Source organism: Rhizobium sp. A37_96 (assembly GCF_053521765.1).
Genome location: NZ_JBNWDS010000001.1, coordinates 735272 through 751879 on the forward strand (window position 1 = coordinate 735272; position 16608 = coordinate 751879).

The following is a 16608-nucleotide window of genomic DNA, read 5'->3' on the forward strand; positions in this document are numbered from 1 at the left end:
CCTATCCCTTCCGCGCCACTATGCCGTAGCCGAGAGGGTCGTCCTTCGAACCCGTGCCGAGGAAAAGGGACAGATGCGCGCAGATCAAAGCGACAATTGTGCATGGCGCCAGAAGAACGAGAAGCGGCACCGTCCAGAAGAGGTTTCTCGACTTCTTCGGATTCGCCAGACGTACGCTTAAGACAATCAGCTTGTTGGCTATGACGGCGATATCGTTGCCACGCTCGATGATCTGCACGCCGTCGAACGACGAAAACATTGCAGCGAGCCGAAATCGCGTAAAGCGGTGAAAATCATAAGGAGCATGATGAACTCGGGCGGCGAACGGCACCGTCGCGAGGAGCAAACCGCCGGGCCGAAGAACCCGATGCATCTCCTCTATCAGGGTAACCGGATCCACTGCATGTTCCAGCACTTCGGTGCATAGCAGCACGTCATGGGAATTGTCCGGGAGGGGGATGGTCTTCCCGTCAAACGCGACGATCTGCTTGTTATCGCTCATCCCAAACGCAACAGCCTGCGGCACATCCAGGCCCGTGTAGCGCACATTTGCCGGAAGCAAGGGGCGGAAGGGCATTTCACCACAACCAACATCCAGCACCGCGCCTTCGACGTTCGCCAATCGCGGCGTCAGGAAGCGAGTGCACGTCAGCAGCTGCAAATCTATAACAAGCCGCAGGCAGTAAAGCAGTTTTCCCAGCGGTCCGCTTGTTCTCCGCACCGGGATCGGCTTGAACTCTTCGGTGACGTCGACGCTCATCCGATCCTCGCTATCCGTTGAAACCGGCTGCTCGAAAGACAAACAGTCGAAGGCCCGCATAGCATATCGCCGCGAGCAGAGGCAACAGTATGGCCTGCCCCAAGATCGGCTTCACGTCTGCGGTCTCCAAAAGCCGTAGGGCGATATAGTTCACGCCGGCCAAAGCAGAATAAAACAACAGGAATCGTGGCAAATTCTGCCGCGAAAGGTCTTTGAAGACCAGCCCGCCGTAGGTCACGAAATTAAAGGCAAAGCCTGCAAGTATGGACCCGACCAGGGCCAGCCATAGCGGAACGGAAAAGAACAAAAAGAGCGCATAGCTCGCATAGCCGAAAAGCGTGTTGAGCAAGCCCACGGCGATAAAGCGTGCAATGCGCGCGAGTTCTGCCATCAAGAATTCCGCAACCTTCAGCCTTCGATCGAAGCCCTGCCATGACGACAAAACCGCCTGGTGTCAACACAAGACGGGCCGTTTCCAGCTATTCGCGGTCTCATCATCGGCCAAGCACACAGGAAGATACCGGCAAAAACCATGGTGGAAGATTTGGGCGAGCTCGTGCCGGCTCATTGAGAGTTCGAGCGGGTTGCCATTTTCAGGAGTCATTGACCGATCGTGCCGAAAATACCTGCGCGATGTCATGAGTTGCTGCGGACCGGGCGAGCATCCACAGGCTGCAAGTGCGCAGCAAGAAAATGGAGGCCTGGCCATGTCCCTCGACGACAGCAAATGCACGGCTCAACATCTGCCGATGTTTCGCGAGCTTTCCAATATTATTGGCCACCACACCCTATATCATCGTCACGAAACTCGGTTCAATGCGGACGACTTTTACACTCGCCTCCACCGGAGTTTCGCTTGTAGATGGTTCCTGCAAAATTGCCGTAGGATTTCTCCGGCGAAATCGGGATGGTAGCCACGGCCTGATACAGCCCCGACTGCTCGACCGCCTCGGTAACGATATCGGCTCCCGGGATATCCGCGCGGCTGCTTGTCATGAGGACATCGGGAGGGCATTGGCTTAGAGCCTTCTGCACCTGATCCTTGTCGAAGCCAAGCTTGATGGCGAGCGTCGTCAGATGGCTCAGTTCGTAGTCTGACGGAGTGAGGCCCGTGAGCGGGAAGAGCGCGTACATGAAGCCGCTGACGCTCATTGTTCCGTTTGGCGGCGCATTCTTTCGAAGGGCATCTGCCGCAAGCAGATAGTTGGACGTCGATATGGAATCGACGGGCCATTCATTCCTGTTCCAGTTCCAGGCATTGATACGCGTTGCAGCCCAAGTGTTCGCGAGCGGCGTGAATTTCGGAAAAAGAGAAAGCACAACCGCACCCAGGACGACGGCTCCGAACCCTGCTCTTACCCGCGCGCCGTCATTGAGCGTGAATGCGCGCCAACCGTTGGCCGCGAGCCCAGCCAGACCCGGCAGGCATGCCGAAAAATGATAGGGGAAGCCGATTTTGGAAATCGGTTCGATCAGCGGCACGAGGCTGGCAGCAGCCCAGAACCATAGTCTGCCTCGAAGAGCCGGCGTGTCGGCTGATGCGAACAGCCTCCCCGCGATAGACAATCCACCAAAAACTAGCGCCGCCAACATCTCCTGCCCTGCCACCGTACCATTGGAGACAAACAGCGTGAGCGATTGATCGCTCATGGAAGCATAGATCGCTCCGAAATCCTCGTAACCAGCGATCAACGAATGAACTCCGCCTCTCGCCCATAAGATGGCGAGGAGAAGCGAACCGCCGGCCGCCACTCCTCCGACGAAATATTGCAGGCAGGCTTTCCAGCCACGGCCGACGAGGATTGCGAGAGCTCCGACCACCGCAAAAGGGATGAAGGTTTCTCGCAGCAAGATAGCGAGAGCGACCAGCGCCCCGACTGCAAACCAACGTCGAGCCTCTCGCGTCTTCTCGGCCTGGGCAAGGTATACGGCCAGAAACAGGGGAACATATGCCGCAAAGAAGCTGTTCTTGAAGCCGGACTGAATGAAGATCGGCTGGTTCATGGTGAAGAGAAAGATAAAGGAAATCAGGGCGGCGGCGAAAGCGCTTCTGCTTTCTCTTCTTACAACACCATAGAGGATCCATCCGGCCGCAAAGCTAACAGCCATGTCGAGAATGCGTAAAAAGATCAAATGGTTGAAAGGAAGCGCAAAGGACCACGACAAAAGCAGGGGATAGAGCATCAGAGCGCCGGTGTCGGGCAATCCCTGCCCTGTGGCCAACGTCGCATGCGCGATCTGCGCAAAATATGCGTAGACCCCTTCATCCGTGGAAGGGGGGCTTCCCAAAACCGCCAGGCGCGGAAGCACGACGGCAACGAAGACCACCACCAATCGCACAATGAAATTGAAGGGAACCCGAACGGTCGTCTGACTTGGAAATTTCATGCCTGTGCGTCGATCCAGAAATGCATAACGTCAGCAGCATATGCCGCACGCGACCTAGTAAACGCTCTATACGGGCTCTGCATCGCAGAGTCATGCCCGGCGATGGTGCGCGGATCGCTATTTGAAATCAACTCGGGTCTTTGATCGCGTCGGTCGCTTGTTGGCAATCCCGTTATCTTGCCACGAGCCAACATGCACGGTGAAAAGGTCTCATCCGGCTTGACCCTACCCTATGCGAAGTTCCGGGCATGCCTGCATCCCTCACAGAGAGACGAGGCTCGACAGGAAAAACAACGGCATGAACACGCGCATCCTCACCACCGCTGCCGCACATTCAATTTAACGATATCATCGACTTCATTGGCCCTCACCTGCCCTTTCAGGGCACGGCGATATCGGTGGCGTTGCCGCAAGCTATGATAAAATATCTGCGGGCAGTTTCGGGGGCGGATCGATATCGAAGGGCCGTCTTGCAGGAATAAACTGCATTCCAGTAGAACTGGCCCGAGTGTTGACCAAAGTCCTGCTGCAGATACCGAAGCGCCTCCCTGGGACCATCTATGGCTTTGACACAGAAATCGCCCTTGTGAATGAGAACCGGCGTCTCCCACATAAGAGAGAATCCCACGTTGATAACAGATCCCATCGCCTTCCTCCTCGGCATCGCGGAGGAAAACCTCTGCGGTCGTTGTCAATACCATAAGTCAGGATAGGAATCCCAAGGATTTTCCGGGTTTCTTAAGTATATCTCTTCCAAGCATAGCGGAAATACGCTCGGAAGAGCCAGTAATTGGAGTCCATCGCGCAGATAGACTATTTTCTATCGCCGCGCCTTTTGTCCATCGAGATAGCCGTGTTCATAGGTTTTCGCGAGCGCGCTTCCTTCCGGATAGGGATTTTCCCCGTCTGCCATCTCGCGCATGCCGGCGTCACCTCCGCGCTCGTAGGCTTCTCTGGCTGCGCCATCGGAGGCCTCCAAATCCGGAGGTCCGATCATTCCTGCCTTTATCGGATCAGGCAGTTCCAACGCCAAGCCCAATCCGGACGAGACGACGGGATTTTGGATGTGCATAGCTGTTTCCTCCTTGTCGCGTAAGGCAGCGTGCAGGGGATGTTTCAAGCCGATTGGCGCGGCTGTCGGAAACATCCGCCCTTGCAAAGGGGCTTGCCGCCGACGCTTCGACCACGCGTCCAGCAAAAGCAAAGACGAGGCGATGCCGATCACGCATTATCGCGCTTCATTTAAGGCTATTTCATGCGCTCCGGCTTGCGCGCTTTATTGTTTCCACTCTTCGTCGACGACGTCTTCGCATCAAAGGCCTGCCCGAAATTCGTGCCGCCCAGATGCCCGCCGCCACTCGTGTTCTTCACTTGGCGTAGCGCCCGCCGAAGGATCTTCTCTGCGTTTGTCTTCGACATCATTTCTCTCCAAAACAAAAAGGCCGGGCTTGCCCGACCTTTCCAAAGGTTCGCAATCCGCAGTGCCAGTACATCCGTGGTCAAAGGGGACGCGAGCCGATTGCTCTATTGATTACGCGGATGCCAGGTTCTGCGCGGCGTTCTTGCCGCTGCGTGCGTCTTGCACCAGCTCGAAAGAGACCGACTGACCTTCCCGAAGAGAAGACATGCCGGACTGCTCTACCGCCGAGATATGGACGAATACGTCCTGAGAGCCGTCGCTCGGAGCAATGAAGCCGAAACCCTTGCTGATATTGAAGAATTTCACGGTGCCTACAGTCATGACGATTTCCTTTCAGTCGCATGGAATTACGATGCCCGCTATGCGCGTGCTATCAACGATCGAGCTTGAGAGGGAAGATCGGTAAATGCGCCTGCGCGCAGAAACAAAGCTAACGAAGCAAATCCGATAAAGTTTATATATCAGATATTTGTGTTCGCAATAAGGTTGTTTTGCTATTAACCTAAATAGATTTCCCGTCACAGGACATATTAGCTACAATAGAACTACAGAAAATCACAGAAAATAGATTTTTTCACTAAGATCTACTGATAACTACAACAATTCGAATGAATTATTGTAATTTCTACTTCTGCCGCTTTTTCTTGGGCGGCGTGGTCGTCTCCGCAGCCGGTTGGGCCAATCGAAGAGCACGAAGCTTTTCGGTCTTTTTCTCCCGGTCAGCGGCTTCAGCGGCAGTAATTTGCCTTGCCGCCGAATCTGTCGCCAACGTCTTATCCTGAGGGGAAACTTTACCCGGCTTGAAAAACTTTTCTTTCGTGACGGTCATGACATCTCCTATCGGGAAAAAGAACTGAGCGGGCGATCATCGCGCCCGAACGACCTTCTTGGGCATTGGAAGAAGGCCCTCGCGCTGCGCTTGCTTGCGGGCGAGTTTACGGCTCCGGCGGATGGCATCGGCCTTCTCGCGGGCGCGCTTCTCCGACGGCTTCTCATAAGAGCGCCGAGCTTTCATTTCCCGGAACAAGCCTTCGCGCTGCATCTTCTTCTTCAGAACGCGAAGCGCCTGGTCAACATTGTTATCTCTGACGTCTACCTGCAAAATCGTCTCTTTCGTTACCGTTTTCTAATGCTGATTGCCCTTGAATTGATCCAGCTCGCGGTCTTTTCCTGCGGCATGGAGCGCGTTTCCGGGGCGGCTGATGGCGAGGCCGTTAAATCGATGTCGTCCTGCCGGATACGGCGTTCGAAATTTTCATTCTCGAACTGCACGCGATACTGAGCGACACCATCGGCCTCCGGCAGGCAAGAAAGAATACTGCCTCTGCCAGACGGTTGAGAATTTCCAAGAGCACCGGGCTTCAATAGAATCGAGTCGCCGGACCGGTAGCGCCGGTTTTGCATGGTATTCTCCCGGAAAAAAACAAAAGGCCGGGCGCTAACCCGACCTCTCACGGTCACTCTGCTTCGCTGCCAGTACATCCGTGGTCAGCGGGAGCGAATGACAAATTCAAGCCGCCCGAAGATTGTCGGCGGAGCTCTTGCCGGATCTGCGATCCTGCACGATGTCGTAAGTGATCTTCTGACCATCGTTCAGTGAACGCAGACCAGCGCGCTCTACCGCAGAGATATGGACAAAAACGTCCGTGCTGCCATCGTCAGGCTGAATAAAGCCGAAGCCCTTGGTTGCGTTAAACCACTTTACAGTGCCAGTGTTCATAACGATTTCCTTTCTTAGTAATCGTTGTTGCTCCCGCGATACCTTGCGGGATTAGATCGATTAGTTGAGAGGAAATCCGATGGAACCTTGCGGCTCTTAAGCGACATCACAAGCAATGGTCGATAAGCCGAATATAGGCTCTATTTCTGATTTGGCAATAAGCATGCCCGAAAATAAACCGGAGACGGTCAGGCAAATATCCGGACACCGGGCTTTCGTTGCGCGCAGCGACAGCGCGCGCAACGAAGATATTCGCCACGCCGACGCCGGTATCAAGCCGCTCCTGGACGGAACTATATCATTGGACGCAAGCTTTGCGACAGCACGTCCCTTGCGGGTCGTACTGTCGCGGCTCTCTCAAAAATTCCAGTCTTCATCCTCGGTCGCGACAGCCTTGCCGATCACATAGGACGAGCCGGAGCCGGAGAAGAAGTCATGATTTTCATCCGCATTCGGGGATAGCGCCGAAAGAATGGCCGGGTTGACCTTGCAGGCTTCGGCCGGAAACAGCGCTTCATAGCCGAGATTCATCAGCGCCTTGTTGGCGTTGTAGTGCAGGAACTTCTTGACGTCTTCGGTCAGCCCGACACCGTCATAGAGCGCTTCCGTATACCTGGCCTCGTTGTCATAGAGTTCCAGCAGCAGATCGAAGGCGAAATCCTTGATTTCCTGGCGCCGCTCTTCCGAAAGCCGCTCAAGGCCGCGCTGGAACTTGTAGCCGATATAATAGCCGTGCACGGCTTCGTCGCGAATAATGAGGCGGATCATGTCGGCCGTGTTGGTGAGCTTGGCGCGGCTCGACCAGAACATCGGCAGATAGAAGCCGGAATAGAACAGGAAGCTCTCGAGGAAGACGCTGGCGACCTTCTTCTTCAAGGGATCGCCGGAGGAATACTGCTCCATGATCAGCGCCGACTTCTTCTGCAGGAATTCGTTCTCCTCCGACCAGCGATAGGCGTCGTCGACGTCGGGCGTCAGGCAGAGCGTCGAGAAGATCGACGAGTAGGAGCGCGCATGCACGGCCTCCATGAAGGAGATGTTCGAAAGCACCGCTTCTTCATGGGGCGTGACGGCATCGGCCATCAGCTTCACGGAACCGACGCCGTTCTGGATCGTATCGAGCAGCGTCAGGCCGGTGAAGACGCGGATGGTGAGCTGCTGCTCCTCGGGCTTCAACGTCGCCCAGGATTGGATGTCGTTCGAAAGCGGCACCTTTTCCGGCAGCCAGAAATTGCCGGTCAGGCGGTTCCAGACCTCAAGATCCTTGTCGTCCTCGATGCGGTTCCAGTTGATGGCGCGAACGCGGCTTGCCGGCTTGAATTGCATGTTCATGGGAATGTCCTTTTCAAACCGGAAATCAAAGGGCGCAGGAAACGCAGCCCTGCACCTCGGTGCCGGACAGCGCCATCTGGCGAAGGCGAATGTAGTAGATGGTCTTGATGCCCTTCTTCCAGGCGTAGATCTGCGCCTTGTTGATGTCGCGCGTGGTCGCCGTGTCACGGAAGAACAGCGTCAGCGACAGGCCCTGGTCGACATGCTGGGTGGCTGCGGCATAGGTATCGATGATCTTTTCCGGGCCGATCTCGTAGGCGTCCTGATAGTAATCGAGGTTGTCGTTGGTCATGAAGGCGGCCGGATAGTAGACGCGGCCGATCTTGCCTTCCTTGCGGATCTCGATCTTGGAGACGATCGGGTGGATCGAGGAGGTCGAGTGGTTGATGTAGGAGATCGAGCCTGTCGGGGGCACGGCCTGCAGGTTCTGGTTATAGAGCCCGCCTTCCATGACGGCCTGCTTCAACTCCACCCAATCCTCCTGCGTCGGGATGGCGATGCCAGCCTTCTCGAACAGTTCAGCCACGCGTTCGGTCGCGGGCACCCATGCCTGATCGGTATATTTGTCGAAATACTCGCCGGAAGCATATTTCGAGTTCTCGAAGCCCTTGAAGCTCTGGCCTCGCTCGACTGCCAGCCGGTTCGAGGCGCGGACGGCGTGATAGGTCACGGTGTAGAAATAGATGTTGGTGAAATCGACGCCTTCCTCGGAGCCGTAAAAAATGCGCTCACGGGCGAGATAGCCATGCAGGTTCATCTGGCCGAGGCCGATGGCGTGGCTTTCGTCGTTGCCCTTTTCGATCGAAGGGACCGACGAGATGTGGCTCATGTCGGAGACCGCCGTCAGCGCCCGGATCGACATCTCGATCGTCTTGCCGAAATCGGGGCTGTCCATCGCGGCGGCAATATTGAGCGAGCCGAGATTGCAGGAGATATCCTTGCCCATATGCGTGTAGGAGAGGTCGTCGCCATATTCGCTGGCTTCGCTGACCTGCAGGATTTCCGAGCAGAGGTTGCTCATGGTGATGCGGCCGGCAATCGGATTGGCGCGGTTCACCGTGTCTTCGAACATGATGTAGGGATAGCCGCTCTCGAACTGAATTTCGGCGATCACCTGGAAGAATTCGCGCGCCTTGATCTTCTTCTTGCGGATGCGGCTGTCGGCCACCATCTCGCGATACTTTTCCGTGACCGAGATTTCGGTAAACGGCACGCCATAGACGCGCTCCACGTCGTAGGGCGAGAACAGGTACATATCCTCGTTGTTCTTCGCGAGTTCGAAGGTGATGTCGGGAATGACGACGCCGAGCGACAGCGTCTTGATGCGGATCTTCTCGTGGGCGTTCTCGCGCTTGGTATCGAGGAAGCGCATGATGTCGGGATGGTGGGCGTTCAGATATACCGCACCCGCACCCTGCCGCGCGCCGAGTTGGTTGGCATAGGAGAAGGAGTCTTCCAGCAGCTTCATCACCGGGATGATGCCGGAAGACTGGTTCTCGATATGCTTGATCGGCGCGCCGGCTTCGCGGATGTTGGTGAGTGACAGCGCCACGCCGCCACCGCGCTTGGAAAGCTGCAGGGCGGAATTGATGGCGCGGCCGATCGATTCCATATTGTCTTCGACCCGCAGCAGAAAGCACGATACCAGCTCGCCACGCTGCTTCTTGCCGGCGTTGAGGAAGGTCGGCGTCGCCGGCTGGAAGCGTCCGGAGATGATTTCGTCGACCAGATCGCGGGCAAGCTGCTCGCTGCCGCGCGCCAGCGCCATTGCGACCATGCAGACGCGATCCTCGTAGCGCTCCAGATAGCGCTTGCCGTCAAAAGTCTTCAGCGTGTAGCTGGTGTAATATTTGAAGGCGCCGAGGAAGGTCGGGAAACGGAACTTCTTCGCATAGGCGTGATCGAAAAGATCGCGCACGAAGTTGAAGGAATAGTAGTCCAGCACTTCCTGCTCGTAGTAGCCTTCGGTCACCAGATAATCGAGCTTCTCGCGCAGATTGTGGAAGAAGACCGTGTTCTGGTTGACGTGCTGAAGGAAATACTGCTTGGCCGCCATGCGGTCCTTGTCGAGCTGGATCCTGCCCTGCTCGTCATAGAGGTTCAGCATGGCGTTGAGGGCGTGATAGTCGAGTGCCGCTTCCGCGGCCTTTGTCGACCGGTCGCCCGCGTCCCGCGATAAAGAAGTATTTAGCGTGTCCAAAATCGTTCCAATCCGTGTCTGACATTGGCGACATCCTCATCCGTGCCCAGAAGCTCGAACCGATAGAGATACGGCACCTGGCATTTGCTGGAGATGACGTCGCCGGCGATCCCGAAGGTCGCGCCGAAGTTGCTGTTGCCCGCGGCGATGACCCCGCGAATGTTCGAACGGTTGCCCGCATCGTTGAGGAAGCGGATCACCTGCTTGGGCACGGCCCCCTTCCCTCCCTCGCCGCAATAGGTCGGAACGATGAGGACATAGGGCGAGGTCGCACGAAGCTCGTCTCCCGCGCCGAGCGGAATGCGCGCGGCCGGCAATGCAAGCTTTCCAACGAAGCGATGGGTATTCTCCGATCGGCTGGAGAAATAGACGATCTCGCCCATCGCCAGCTCCTCAGGCGAGCGCGCTGATCATGTCAGGACGGAAACCGGCCCAATGCAGCTCGCCGGCGACGACAACCGGGACCTGGCGGTAGCCGAGACCCTGCACCAAATCATAGGCGGCCGTATCGGTCGATACGTCGACGATCGTATAGTCGATGCCCTGGCGATCGAGGGCGCGGGTCGTTGCGGTGCATTGGACGCAGGCGGGCTTGCTGTAGACGGTGATGCTCATCGAATATCCTCGTGTCTGTTAAAGGCATGCAAAATCATTCGGGCATCGGATGATGCCCGCTTGGCGGGATTGAAAATGGAGGCAAACCCAGTCGGCAGCCGGTCGCTTAAGCGACCGTCACTCGCGCGGGCGGCTGTGGATACTCAAGAACATGGACTTCACCCCGAAGTAATTTTCGCGAGGTTTTCGGGGAAGCGATGACGGCCATCATGCCGCGGGAACCATCGCTCGCCAGCCGGACACCCCGCCCGTGGATGCTATTGCTCGAGGCAGGTCTCCTGGCTTGCGGGTCACAGCATTCGCCTCGCCTTCCCAAGACACATGGTCCCAGTGACTTTAATCGAACGAATGCTCACCGCTCACAGTTGCGGGGGCAGCTCCGGCTTGGCAATCATCATGCTTGCCGACCGGATTCCCTTCTTAGCTTCCAATTCTTGCGAATCAGAAGAACCTCGAACACTATATATAGTAGACGAGGTAAATTTTGGGTCAATAATTATGATCGCAGCCCCTCCGGATTCCTGGGGATGACTGCAACTGGACGATGGTCTGAATCGACGGCAACCATGTTGAAAGTCCCGCGGGCTGTCAGATGGCGCTTGCCGGACAAGGGATCCTCTGACCAGAGCTCGGTCTCGACGGCCATGGATGCCGTTCCGATTTTCGTCACCTTCGCCAGGGCCTCGACAATCTCCCCGATGGCAACGGGACGCTGGAAGTCGATCCGCTCGGAAGATGCAAGCACGGTCAGGGTACGCGAGCGCCGCGAGGCGGCAACGAAGGCGGCCTTGGTCATGAAGGCGAGCGCCTCGCCGCCGAACATCTTGCCGGCGCTGTTTGACTGATCGGCAAAGACGATATCGACCATCCGTACCCCGTCGCGGTGGCAGTCCTCGATCCCGTCGGGCAGCGACGGCAGGCTCCAGTCGGTCGGGCGATCCTCGTCCGGAACGGCAACCATATGAAAGACGCCGCACGTGCAGAGATGCCGCCCGGCCCCGACGATCGTCTCGGCCGTCATGCTGACCTCGATGGTCAACGAGCGGCGTCCGGCCGATATCGGCTTTGCTGTCACTTCGACGATTTCACCGATGCGGGCCGGCTTCCTGAAATCGACCCTCTCGCAGGACGCCGTTACGAACGGCACCCGGCCGAAACGGCTGGCCGCGATAAAGGCGACGCGATCCATGAGGGCAAGGCCCGCCCCGCCGAAAAGCGTGCCATGATGGTTGGTGTCGCCGGGAAAGACGATATCGATAAGTGTGCTGGGAGCCGGCCCGCCGGCCGGCTCCCCCGATGATGGCAAGTCCCGGCTCATACGCTTGCCGTGCGCTGGCCATTGCGCGCAAGCTCCAGCCGAAGCTTCGCGGCGGCGGCGACCATGTTCGCCAGCGCCGGCTTGACCTCGTCCCACTTCCGGGTCTTCAGACCGCAATCCGGATTGACCCAGAGCTGGCCGTCGGTCAGCCGTTCGCGCGCGAGCGAGAGCAACGTCCCCATTTCCTCGATGGAGGGGATGCGCGGCGAATGGATATCATAAACGCCCGGTCCGATCTCGTTCGGATAGTCGCGCTCGACGAAGGCGTCGAGCAGTTCCATCCGCGACCGCGACGTCTCGATGGAGATGACATCCGCATCCATGGCCGCGATCGCCTCCATGATGTCGTTGAACTGCGAATAGCACATATGCGTATGGATCTGCGTTTCATCGGAGACGTCGCTTGACGAGATCCGGAAGCACTCGACCGCCCAGGCGAGATAGTGTGCCCAATCCGCCCGTCGAAGCGGCAGTCCCTCGCGCAATGCCGCCTCGTCGATCTGGATCATCGCGGCGCCGGCCTCTTCAAGGTCACGGACCTCGTCACGGATCGCGAGCGCGATCTGCCGGCACACGGTTTCGCGCGGAAGGTCGTCCCGCACGAAGGACCAGTTGAGAATGGTGACCGGCCCTGTCAGCATGCCCTTCAATGGCTTGTCGGTCAGGGATTGCGCGTATTTCCACCAGCGGACGGTCATCGGGTTCGGACGCGCCACATCGCCATAGATGATCGGCGGCCGCACGCAACGCGATCCATAGCTCTGCACCCAACCGAGCTTGGTGAAGGCGAAGCCCGAAAGCTGTTCGCCGAAATACTGCACCATGTCGTTGCGCTCGAACTCGCCATGGACAAGGACGTCGAGGCCGATCTCCTCCTGCCAGCGGATCGCTGCCGCCGTTTCCTTTTCCAGGAAGGCCTCGTAGTCGACATAGCTGAGCTCTCCCTTGTCGTGCAGCGAGCGCGCCTTGCGGACCTCGGCCGTCTGCGGGAACGAGCCGATGGTCGTTGTCGGGAGGGCCGGCAGCTTGAACCGGCGATGCTGGATCGGCTGGCGGGCCGAAAACGGCGATTGCCGTTTTTGCTCGATGCCCCGCAGCTCATGAAGCCTGCCCTGGACGAGCGGATCATGCACCCGGACGGAAGTCAGCCGGGCATGCATGGTCTGCTGCGATGCCGTGAGCGACGAGGCGTCATCGCCGGCCGTGAAATGGCGGCCAAGCAGGGCGATTTCGTCGAGCTTCTGCGTCGCGAATGCGAGCCAGGAGCGAAGTTCGTCGTCAAGGGCCGTTTCCAGTTCGATGTCGATCGGGACATGCAGCAGCGAGCAGGACGGCGCAATCACGATATCCGCCTCGCCGCGAAGCGCGGCCACGGCGGCAATGCGTGAGGCGATGGCCTGAAGATCGCTTCGCCAGATGTTGCGCCCGTCGATGATCCCGAGAGACAAAGCGAGATGCGCCGGCGCACGACGGACGATATCCTCCAGCGTGCTGCCGCCGCGAACGAGATCGAGATGCAATCCGGCGACGGGAAGCTGCAGAGCGATGTCGAGATTGTCGCCCAGCGACCCGAAATAGGTCGCAAGCACGAGCTTGAGGTTTGGTGCTGCCTTGGCGAGCGCCTTATACGCCAGCGCGAAGGCCTGCCTTTCCTTGTCGGAGAGATCGAGGACCAGAGCCGGCTCATCCACCTGGACGCTGTCGACGCCTGCGTCGGCCAGCTCGGACAGGATGCGGGCATAGACTGGCAGCAGCCGCTCCAGAAGGTCGATCGGAGCGGAATCGTCGAGCGCCTTGCTGAGCTTCAGGAAGGTCACCGGCCCGAGGATCACCGGCCGGGTGTGGATGCCGAGCGCCTTCGCCTCCAGAAAGGCTTCGAGAGGCCGGTTGGATGTCAGCTCGAAGCGCTGATCGGCTTTGAGTTCCGGCACCATGTAGTGGTAGTTCGTATCGAACCACTTCGTCATCTCGAGCGCGGCCGCACCGGCTGCATGGTGCGCATGTCCGCAATCGGCGTGTCCGTTACCGGACGAACCGCGGGCCATCGCGAAATAGACGTCGAGATCGACCGGTCCCCCGCGCCATCCGTAGACCGGAGGCACAGCGCCCACCATGACCGCCGTGTCGAGAACGTGGTCGTAGAAGGAGAAGTCGTTGGAGGGGATGATGTCGATCCCTTTTTCCCGTTGCAGTCGCCAATGATCGGCGCGGAGCGTTCTGGCAGTCTCCAGAAGCGCGGCCCGATCGGTCTTGCCGGCCCAATAGGATTCGAGCGCGAACTTCAGTTCGCGATGTCTTCCAATACGTGGAAAACCGAGATTTGCGGTCTTGATGGTCATTTCCTTACCCCGAAGGTTGTGGGCAAGGCATTGGCTGACGCATCGACGATAGGCACAGTGCGCCCGTCGCAACGCGGCACACCGGGACACCCCGCCCGTGGACGTTATCTATCGCGGCAGGTCTCCTGGCTTGCGGGTCATCGCTACCGTTCCGTCTTCCCGAGGCGTCTTCCTCAGTGACATGGTGGAACGGCGGCTCTCCGCCTACAGTTGCGGGGGCAGCTTCGGCATGGACGAACATCGTCGCACCGAATTCCCTCTTAGCTCATCCGCATTGGCGCGGGTAAGAACCACGATGGCGTCAACATGAACGACGCAGGCGCAAGCGTCAAGGAGATATAAAGATATCTTTATATCTTGGTTTGGAATTGCGTGAGCTGCAGATCATGGGCATCGGAGACGCATCGACCGTGCGCGGCCCCAATAACGCTGCCATCCATGGCGAATGGTTTGCTGCAGCGTCTCGATGGGAAAAGGTTGCCGCTTTGAGGCCCGTACGCGATCGCGAGTGAAAGCGGACGCAAACGACCGAGAAAAGCATAACGCCCCTCCGGCCTCCGAAGCCTGCGGAAAATCCGCAGGCGACAACGCAACCAGGCCAGACCCGAGACATTTTGGCCCAGGCTGGAGTGACGGCCGGCAGGAAATCTCTCGCCGTGCCGGCGCCTTGCTTCGATTGGCTAATCGGCCGAGCTGCCGTTCGCCACGAATTTAGTGGTTCTTGTTCGGCCCTTTGCCGGTGGTGAAGCTGCAGGTTTTGATCTTGCAGCTCGGATCGTCGCTTGTCGGGACGCTGGCGCTGGCCATCGTACCCTGGCCGAGGCACGACATCGAATTCGAAACGGTTCGGTTGTACATCATCATGCCCGGATGGTGCGACGGGTATTTCAGCACGACTGAACCACCTTCCTGCGCCATCTTTTCATGCACGGTTGCGCAGGTCATTGACTTGGAATTGTAGGCCGACATGGCCATGGCATTCGTGGAAATCATTCCGATTGCTGCAAGTAATACGATCGTCTTCATGGGGCTTCCTTTAATCAACACCGAATGGCGCTGAAAATGACTTATTCCTTCATTAGCTTCAGTTTTATGACAGCGAGCCGACTTCCCCCCGTCGGCTATTCACATCCCTGTCAGAAGCAAACGGCACATCATCGGTACGGTTGAGCGCAAGGCGCTCGCGCCTCGCTGCGCCCACCGGCCGGATGCAGATCCGGGCGCAGATTTTCAAGTTGTCCCGCAAAACGAACGAGGCCCGATACGAATACCGGGCCTCATTTGCAATCAAATCAAGCTGAGCCGAAGTCTCAGAAAGTCCGCTCGAAGCGAAGGATGCCCGAGAAGGTATCGTCACCCGGCACATCGTAGTGAACATAGGTCACTTCCGGCTCGACCAGGAGGTTCTTGACCGGGTTGAACTTCAGGTTCGTCGTTGCCTCGAAGATCTTGGAGTCGGTGTAGGCGAGCTGAACGTTCCACTTCAGCTTGTCGTTGAACGGCACGCCGACGCCGCCCCAGACGGCCCAGTCACCCCAGCCGCAATCCGCGCCGTGAACAACGCCGGAGGACGTCGTGCAGGCCGAGACGTTCTGGTTCGAACCGGCATACTGGTTGAGCTTGTCGCCATCGGTGTTCCAGCCGCCCATCAGGAAGGCGGAGAAGACGCCGAAGTCGGCATCGACGCGAGCCTTGATGGCGCCTTCTTCGACGATCGAGTCGTAGCCGCCGACGACGCGGAACTGCCATGCGCCAGCCTTGTAGCCGAGACCGGCAACGACGTTCGGGGCATAGTGGTCGGACTCGGACAACTGCCAGCTTCCACCGTAAGCGCTGGAGGTGGTACCGGAGTTGCTGTCTTCGAGCGAGATGACGCCCGTGAAGCCGGTGCCGCTGTCATAGTTGTAGGTGAGCTGATTCAATTCGTACGGACCGTCATAGATGACGTCGTCCTGGATCACGTCGCCAGCATAGCCGACGAACTGGTTGTATTGCGAGTCCGTCTTGCCCACGGTGAAGCCGCCGAGGGTGATGTAGGACCACAGCAGGTTGGTGCCGGTGGAGCCGCCGTCATTCCAGTCCCAGCGAACGATGGTTTCGGTCTTCAGCGGACCGTATTCGGTGTCGGTCGCGGTGTTGACGTCGAGTTCGGCGCGGGTGTGCCACTTCGTGCCGAAGCTGCTGTCACGATTGTAGGGATCCTTCCACTGGCCTTCGGTGCGAACCTTGCCGCCGACCCGCAGGCAGGTCTCGGTGCCGGGGATGAAGAAGTAACCAGCGCCGAAAGCATCGCAGATGCGAACATATTCCAGCGGCTCGGGTTCGGCTGCGACGATAGCGTCGGCAGCATGGGCGCCGGATACGACGCACAAGGCAGCAGCGGAGCCAATAAGCAAGCTCTTGATGTTCATGGTAACTCCATTCCTCATTTGAACTTGCGCGATTGACGAACCTGGGGGGCCGCTCGACATCAAGTTTCAGTCCTTAGTTCCGAAGCACAACGCCTCGCTTCCGGG

General features: G+C 58.1%; 19 protein-coding genes and 2 riboswitches. All 19 genes read right to left on the minus strand.

Annotation, left to right across the window (positions count from 1 at the left end; all coding sequences use genetic code 11):
- Position 1: 1 nt before the first annotated feature.
- Positions 2-760 carry a class I SAM-dependent methyltransferase gene (locus tag ACQZ6J_RS03545; RefSeq protein WP_449081989.1) on the minus strand — a complete coding sequence of 253 codons (759 nt, stop codon included), beginning with the start codon at positions 758-760 and terminating at the stop codon, positions 2-4.
- A gap of 10 nt (positions 761-770) precedes the next feature.
- Positions 771-1151 (minus strand): GtrA family protein, encoded by a 381-nt coding sequence (locus ACQZ6J_RS03550; protein ID WP_449081991.1) that lies wholly within the window; start codon positions 1149-1151, stop codon positions 771-773.
- A 422-nt stretch (positions 1152-1573) separates the two neighbouring features.
- Positions 1574-3148 carry a hypothetical protein gene (locus ACQZ6J_RS03555; protein ID WP_449081993.1) on the minus strand — a complete coding sequence of 525 codons (1575 nt, stop codon included), beginning with the start codon at positions 3146-3148 and terminating at the stop codon, positions 1574-1576.
- Positions 3149-3527: 379 nt separating this feature from the next.
- Positions 3528-3812, minus strand: coding sequence for a DUF982 domain-containing protein (locus ACQZ6J_RS03560; RefSeq protein ID WP_449081995.1), 285 nt, complete (start codon positions 3810-3812; stop codon positions 3528-3530).
- Between the two features lie 156 nt (positions 3813-3968).
- Positions 3969-4373, minus strand: a complete 405-nt coding sequence (locus ACQZ6J_RS03565) for a hypothetical protein (RefSeq protein ID WP_449081997.1) — start codon at positions 4371-4373, stop codon at positions 3969-3971.
- 23 nt (positions 4374-4396) lie between these two features.
- The gene (locus tag ACQZ6J_RS03570; RefSeq protein ID WP_449082800.1) at positions 4397-4570 is read right to left on the minus strand and encodes a hypothetical protein; all 174 of its coding nucleotides are present in this window, start codon (positions 4568-4570) and stop codon (positions 4397-4399) included.
- Positions 4571-4679: 109 nt separating this feature from the next.
- Positions 4680-4889: a cold-shock protein gene (locus ACQZ6J_RS03575; RefSeq protein ID WP_163986341.1), complete on the minus strand. Its 210-nt coding sequence runs from the start codon at positions 4887-4889 to the stop codon at positions 4680-4682.
- Between the two features lie 304 nt (positions 4890-5193).
- Positions 5194-5397, minus strand: a complete 204-nt coding sequence (locus ACQZ6J_RS03580; protein ID WP_163986342.1) for a hypothetical protein — start codon at positions 5395-5397, stop codon at positions 5194-5196.
- Between the two features lie 36 nt (positions 5398-5433).
- Entirely contained in the window at positions 5434-5670 is a 237-nt protein-coding gene (gene rpsU / locus ACQZ6J_RS03585) for a 30S ribosomal protein S21 (protein WP_163986343.1), read from the minus strand.
- Positions 5671-5684: 14 nt separating this feature from the next.
- Positions 5685-5972, minus strand: coding sequence for a cold-shock protein (locus tag ACQZ6J_RS03590; protein WP_163986344.1), 288 nt, complete (start codon positions 5970-5972; stop codon positions 5685-5687).
- A gap of 106 nt (positions 5973-6078) precedes the next feature.
- On the minus strand, positions 6079-6288 hold the full coding sequence (locus ACQZ6J_RS03595; RefSeq protein WP_163986345.1) for a cold-shock protein: 210 nt from the start codon (positions 6286-6288) through the stop codon (positions 6079-6081).
- A gap of 357 nt (positions 6289-6645) precedes the next feature.
- Positions 6646-7620 (minus strand): class 1b ribonucleoside-diphosphate reductase subunit beta, encoded by a 975-nt coding sequence (gene nrdF, locus ACQZ6J_RS03600; RefSeq protein WP_163986346.1) that lies wholly within the window; start codon positions 7618-7620, stop codon positions 6646-6648.
- Positions 7621-7645: 25 nt separating this feature from the next.
- A complete protein-coding gene (gene nrdE, locus ACQZ6J_RS03605; protein WP_449082001.1) occupies positions 7646-9820 on the minus strand; it encodes a class 1b ribonucleoside-diphosphate reductase subunit alpha in 2175 nt (724 codons plus the stop codon).
- Positions 9808-10203: a class Ib ribonucleoside-diphosphate reductase assembly flavoprotein NrdI gene (nrdI, locus tag ACQZ6J_RS03610; RefSeq protein ID WP_163986348.1), complete on the minus strand. Its 396-nt coding sequence runs from the start codon at positions 10201-10203 to the stop codon at positions 9808-9810. The genes nrdE and nrdI overlap by 13 nt, the downstream gene beginning before the upstream one ends.
- 10 nt (positions 10204-10213) lie before the next feature.
- The gene (gene nrdH / locus ACQZ6J_RS03615; protein ID WP_163986349.1) at positions 10214-10435 is read right to left on the minus strand and encodes a glutaredoxin-like protein NrdH; all 222 of its coding nucleotides are present in this window, start codon (positions 10433-10435) and stop codon (positions 10214-10216) included.
- Between the two features lie 251 nt (positions 10436-10686).
- Positions 10687-10905, minus strand: a riboswitch (cobalamin riboswitch).
- A 26-nt stretch (positions 10906-10931) separates the two neighbouring features.
- Entirely contained in the window at positions 10932-11741 is an 810-nt protein-coding gene (locus tag ACQZ6J_RS03620) for an acyl-CoA thioesterase (RefSeq protein WP_449082004.1), read from the minus strand.
- Between the two features lie 8 nt (positions 11742-11749).
- Positions 11750-14092, minus strand: coding sequence for a 5-methyltetrahydropteroyltriglutamate--homocysteine S-methyltransferase (metE, locus tag ACQZ6J_RS03625; RefSeq protein WP_449082006.1), 2343 nt, complete (start codon positions 14090-14092; stop codon positions 11750-11752).
- Between the two features lie 98 nt (positions 14093-14190).
- Positions 14191-14402, minus strand: a riboswitch (cobalamin riboswitch).
- Positions 14403-14803: 401 nt separating this feature from the next.
- The gene (locus tag ACQZ6J_RS03630; RefSeq protein ID WP_163986352.1) at positions 14804-15118 is read right to left on the minus strand and encodes a hypothetical protein; all 315 of its coding nucleotides are present in this window, start codon (positions 15116-15118) and stop codon (positions 14804-14806) included.
- A gap of 284 nt (positions 15119-15402) precedes the next feature.
- The gene (locus ACQZ6J_RS03635) at positions 15403-16503 is read right to left on the minus strand and encodes a porin (protein ID WP_163986353.1); all 1101 of its coding nucleotides are present in this window, start codon (positions 16501-16503) and stop codon (positions 15403-15405) included.
- Between the last annotated feature and the right edge of the window lie 105 nt (positions 16504-16608).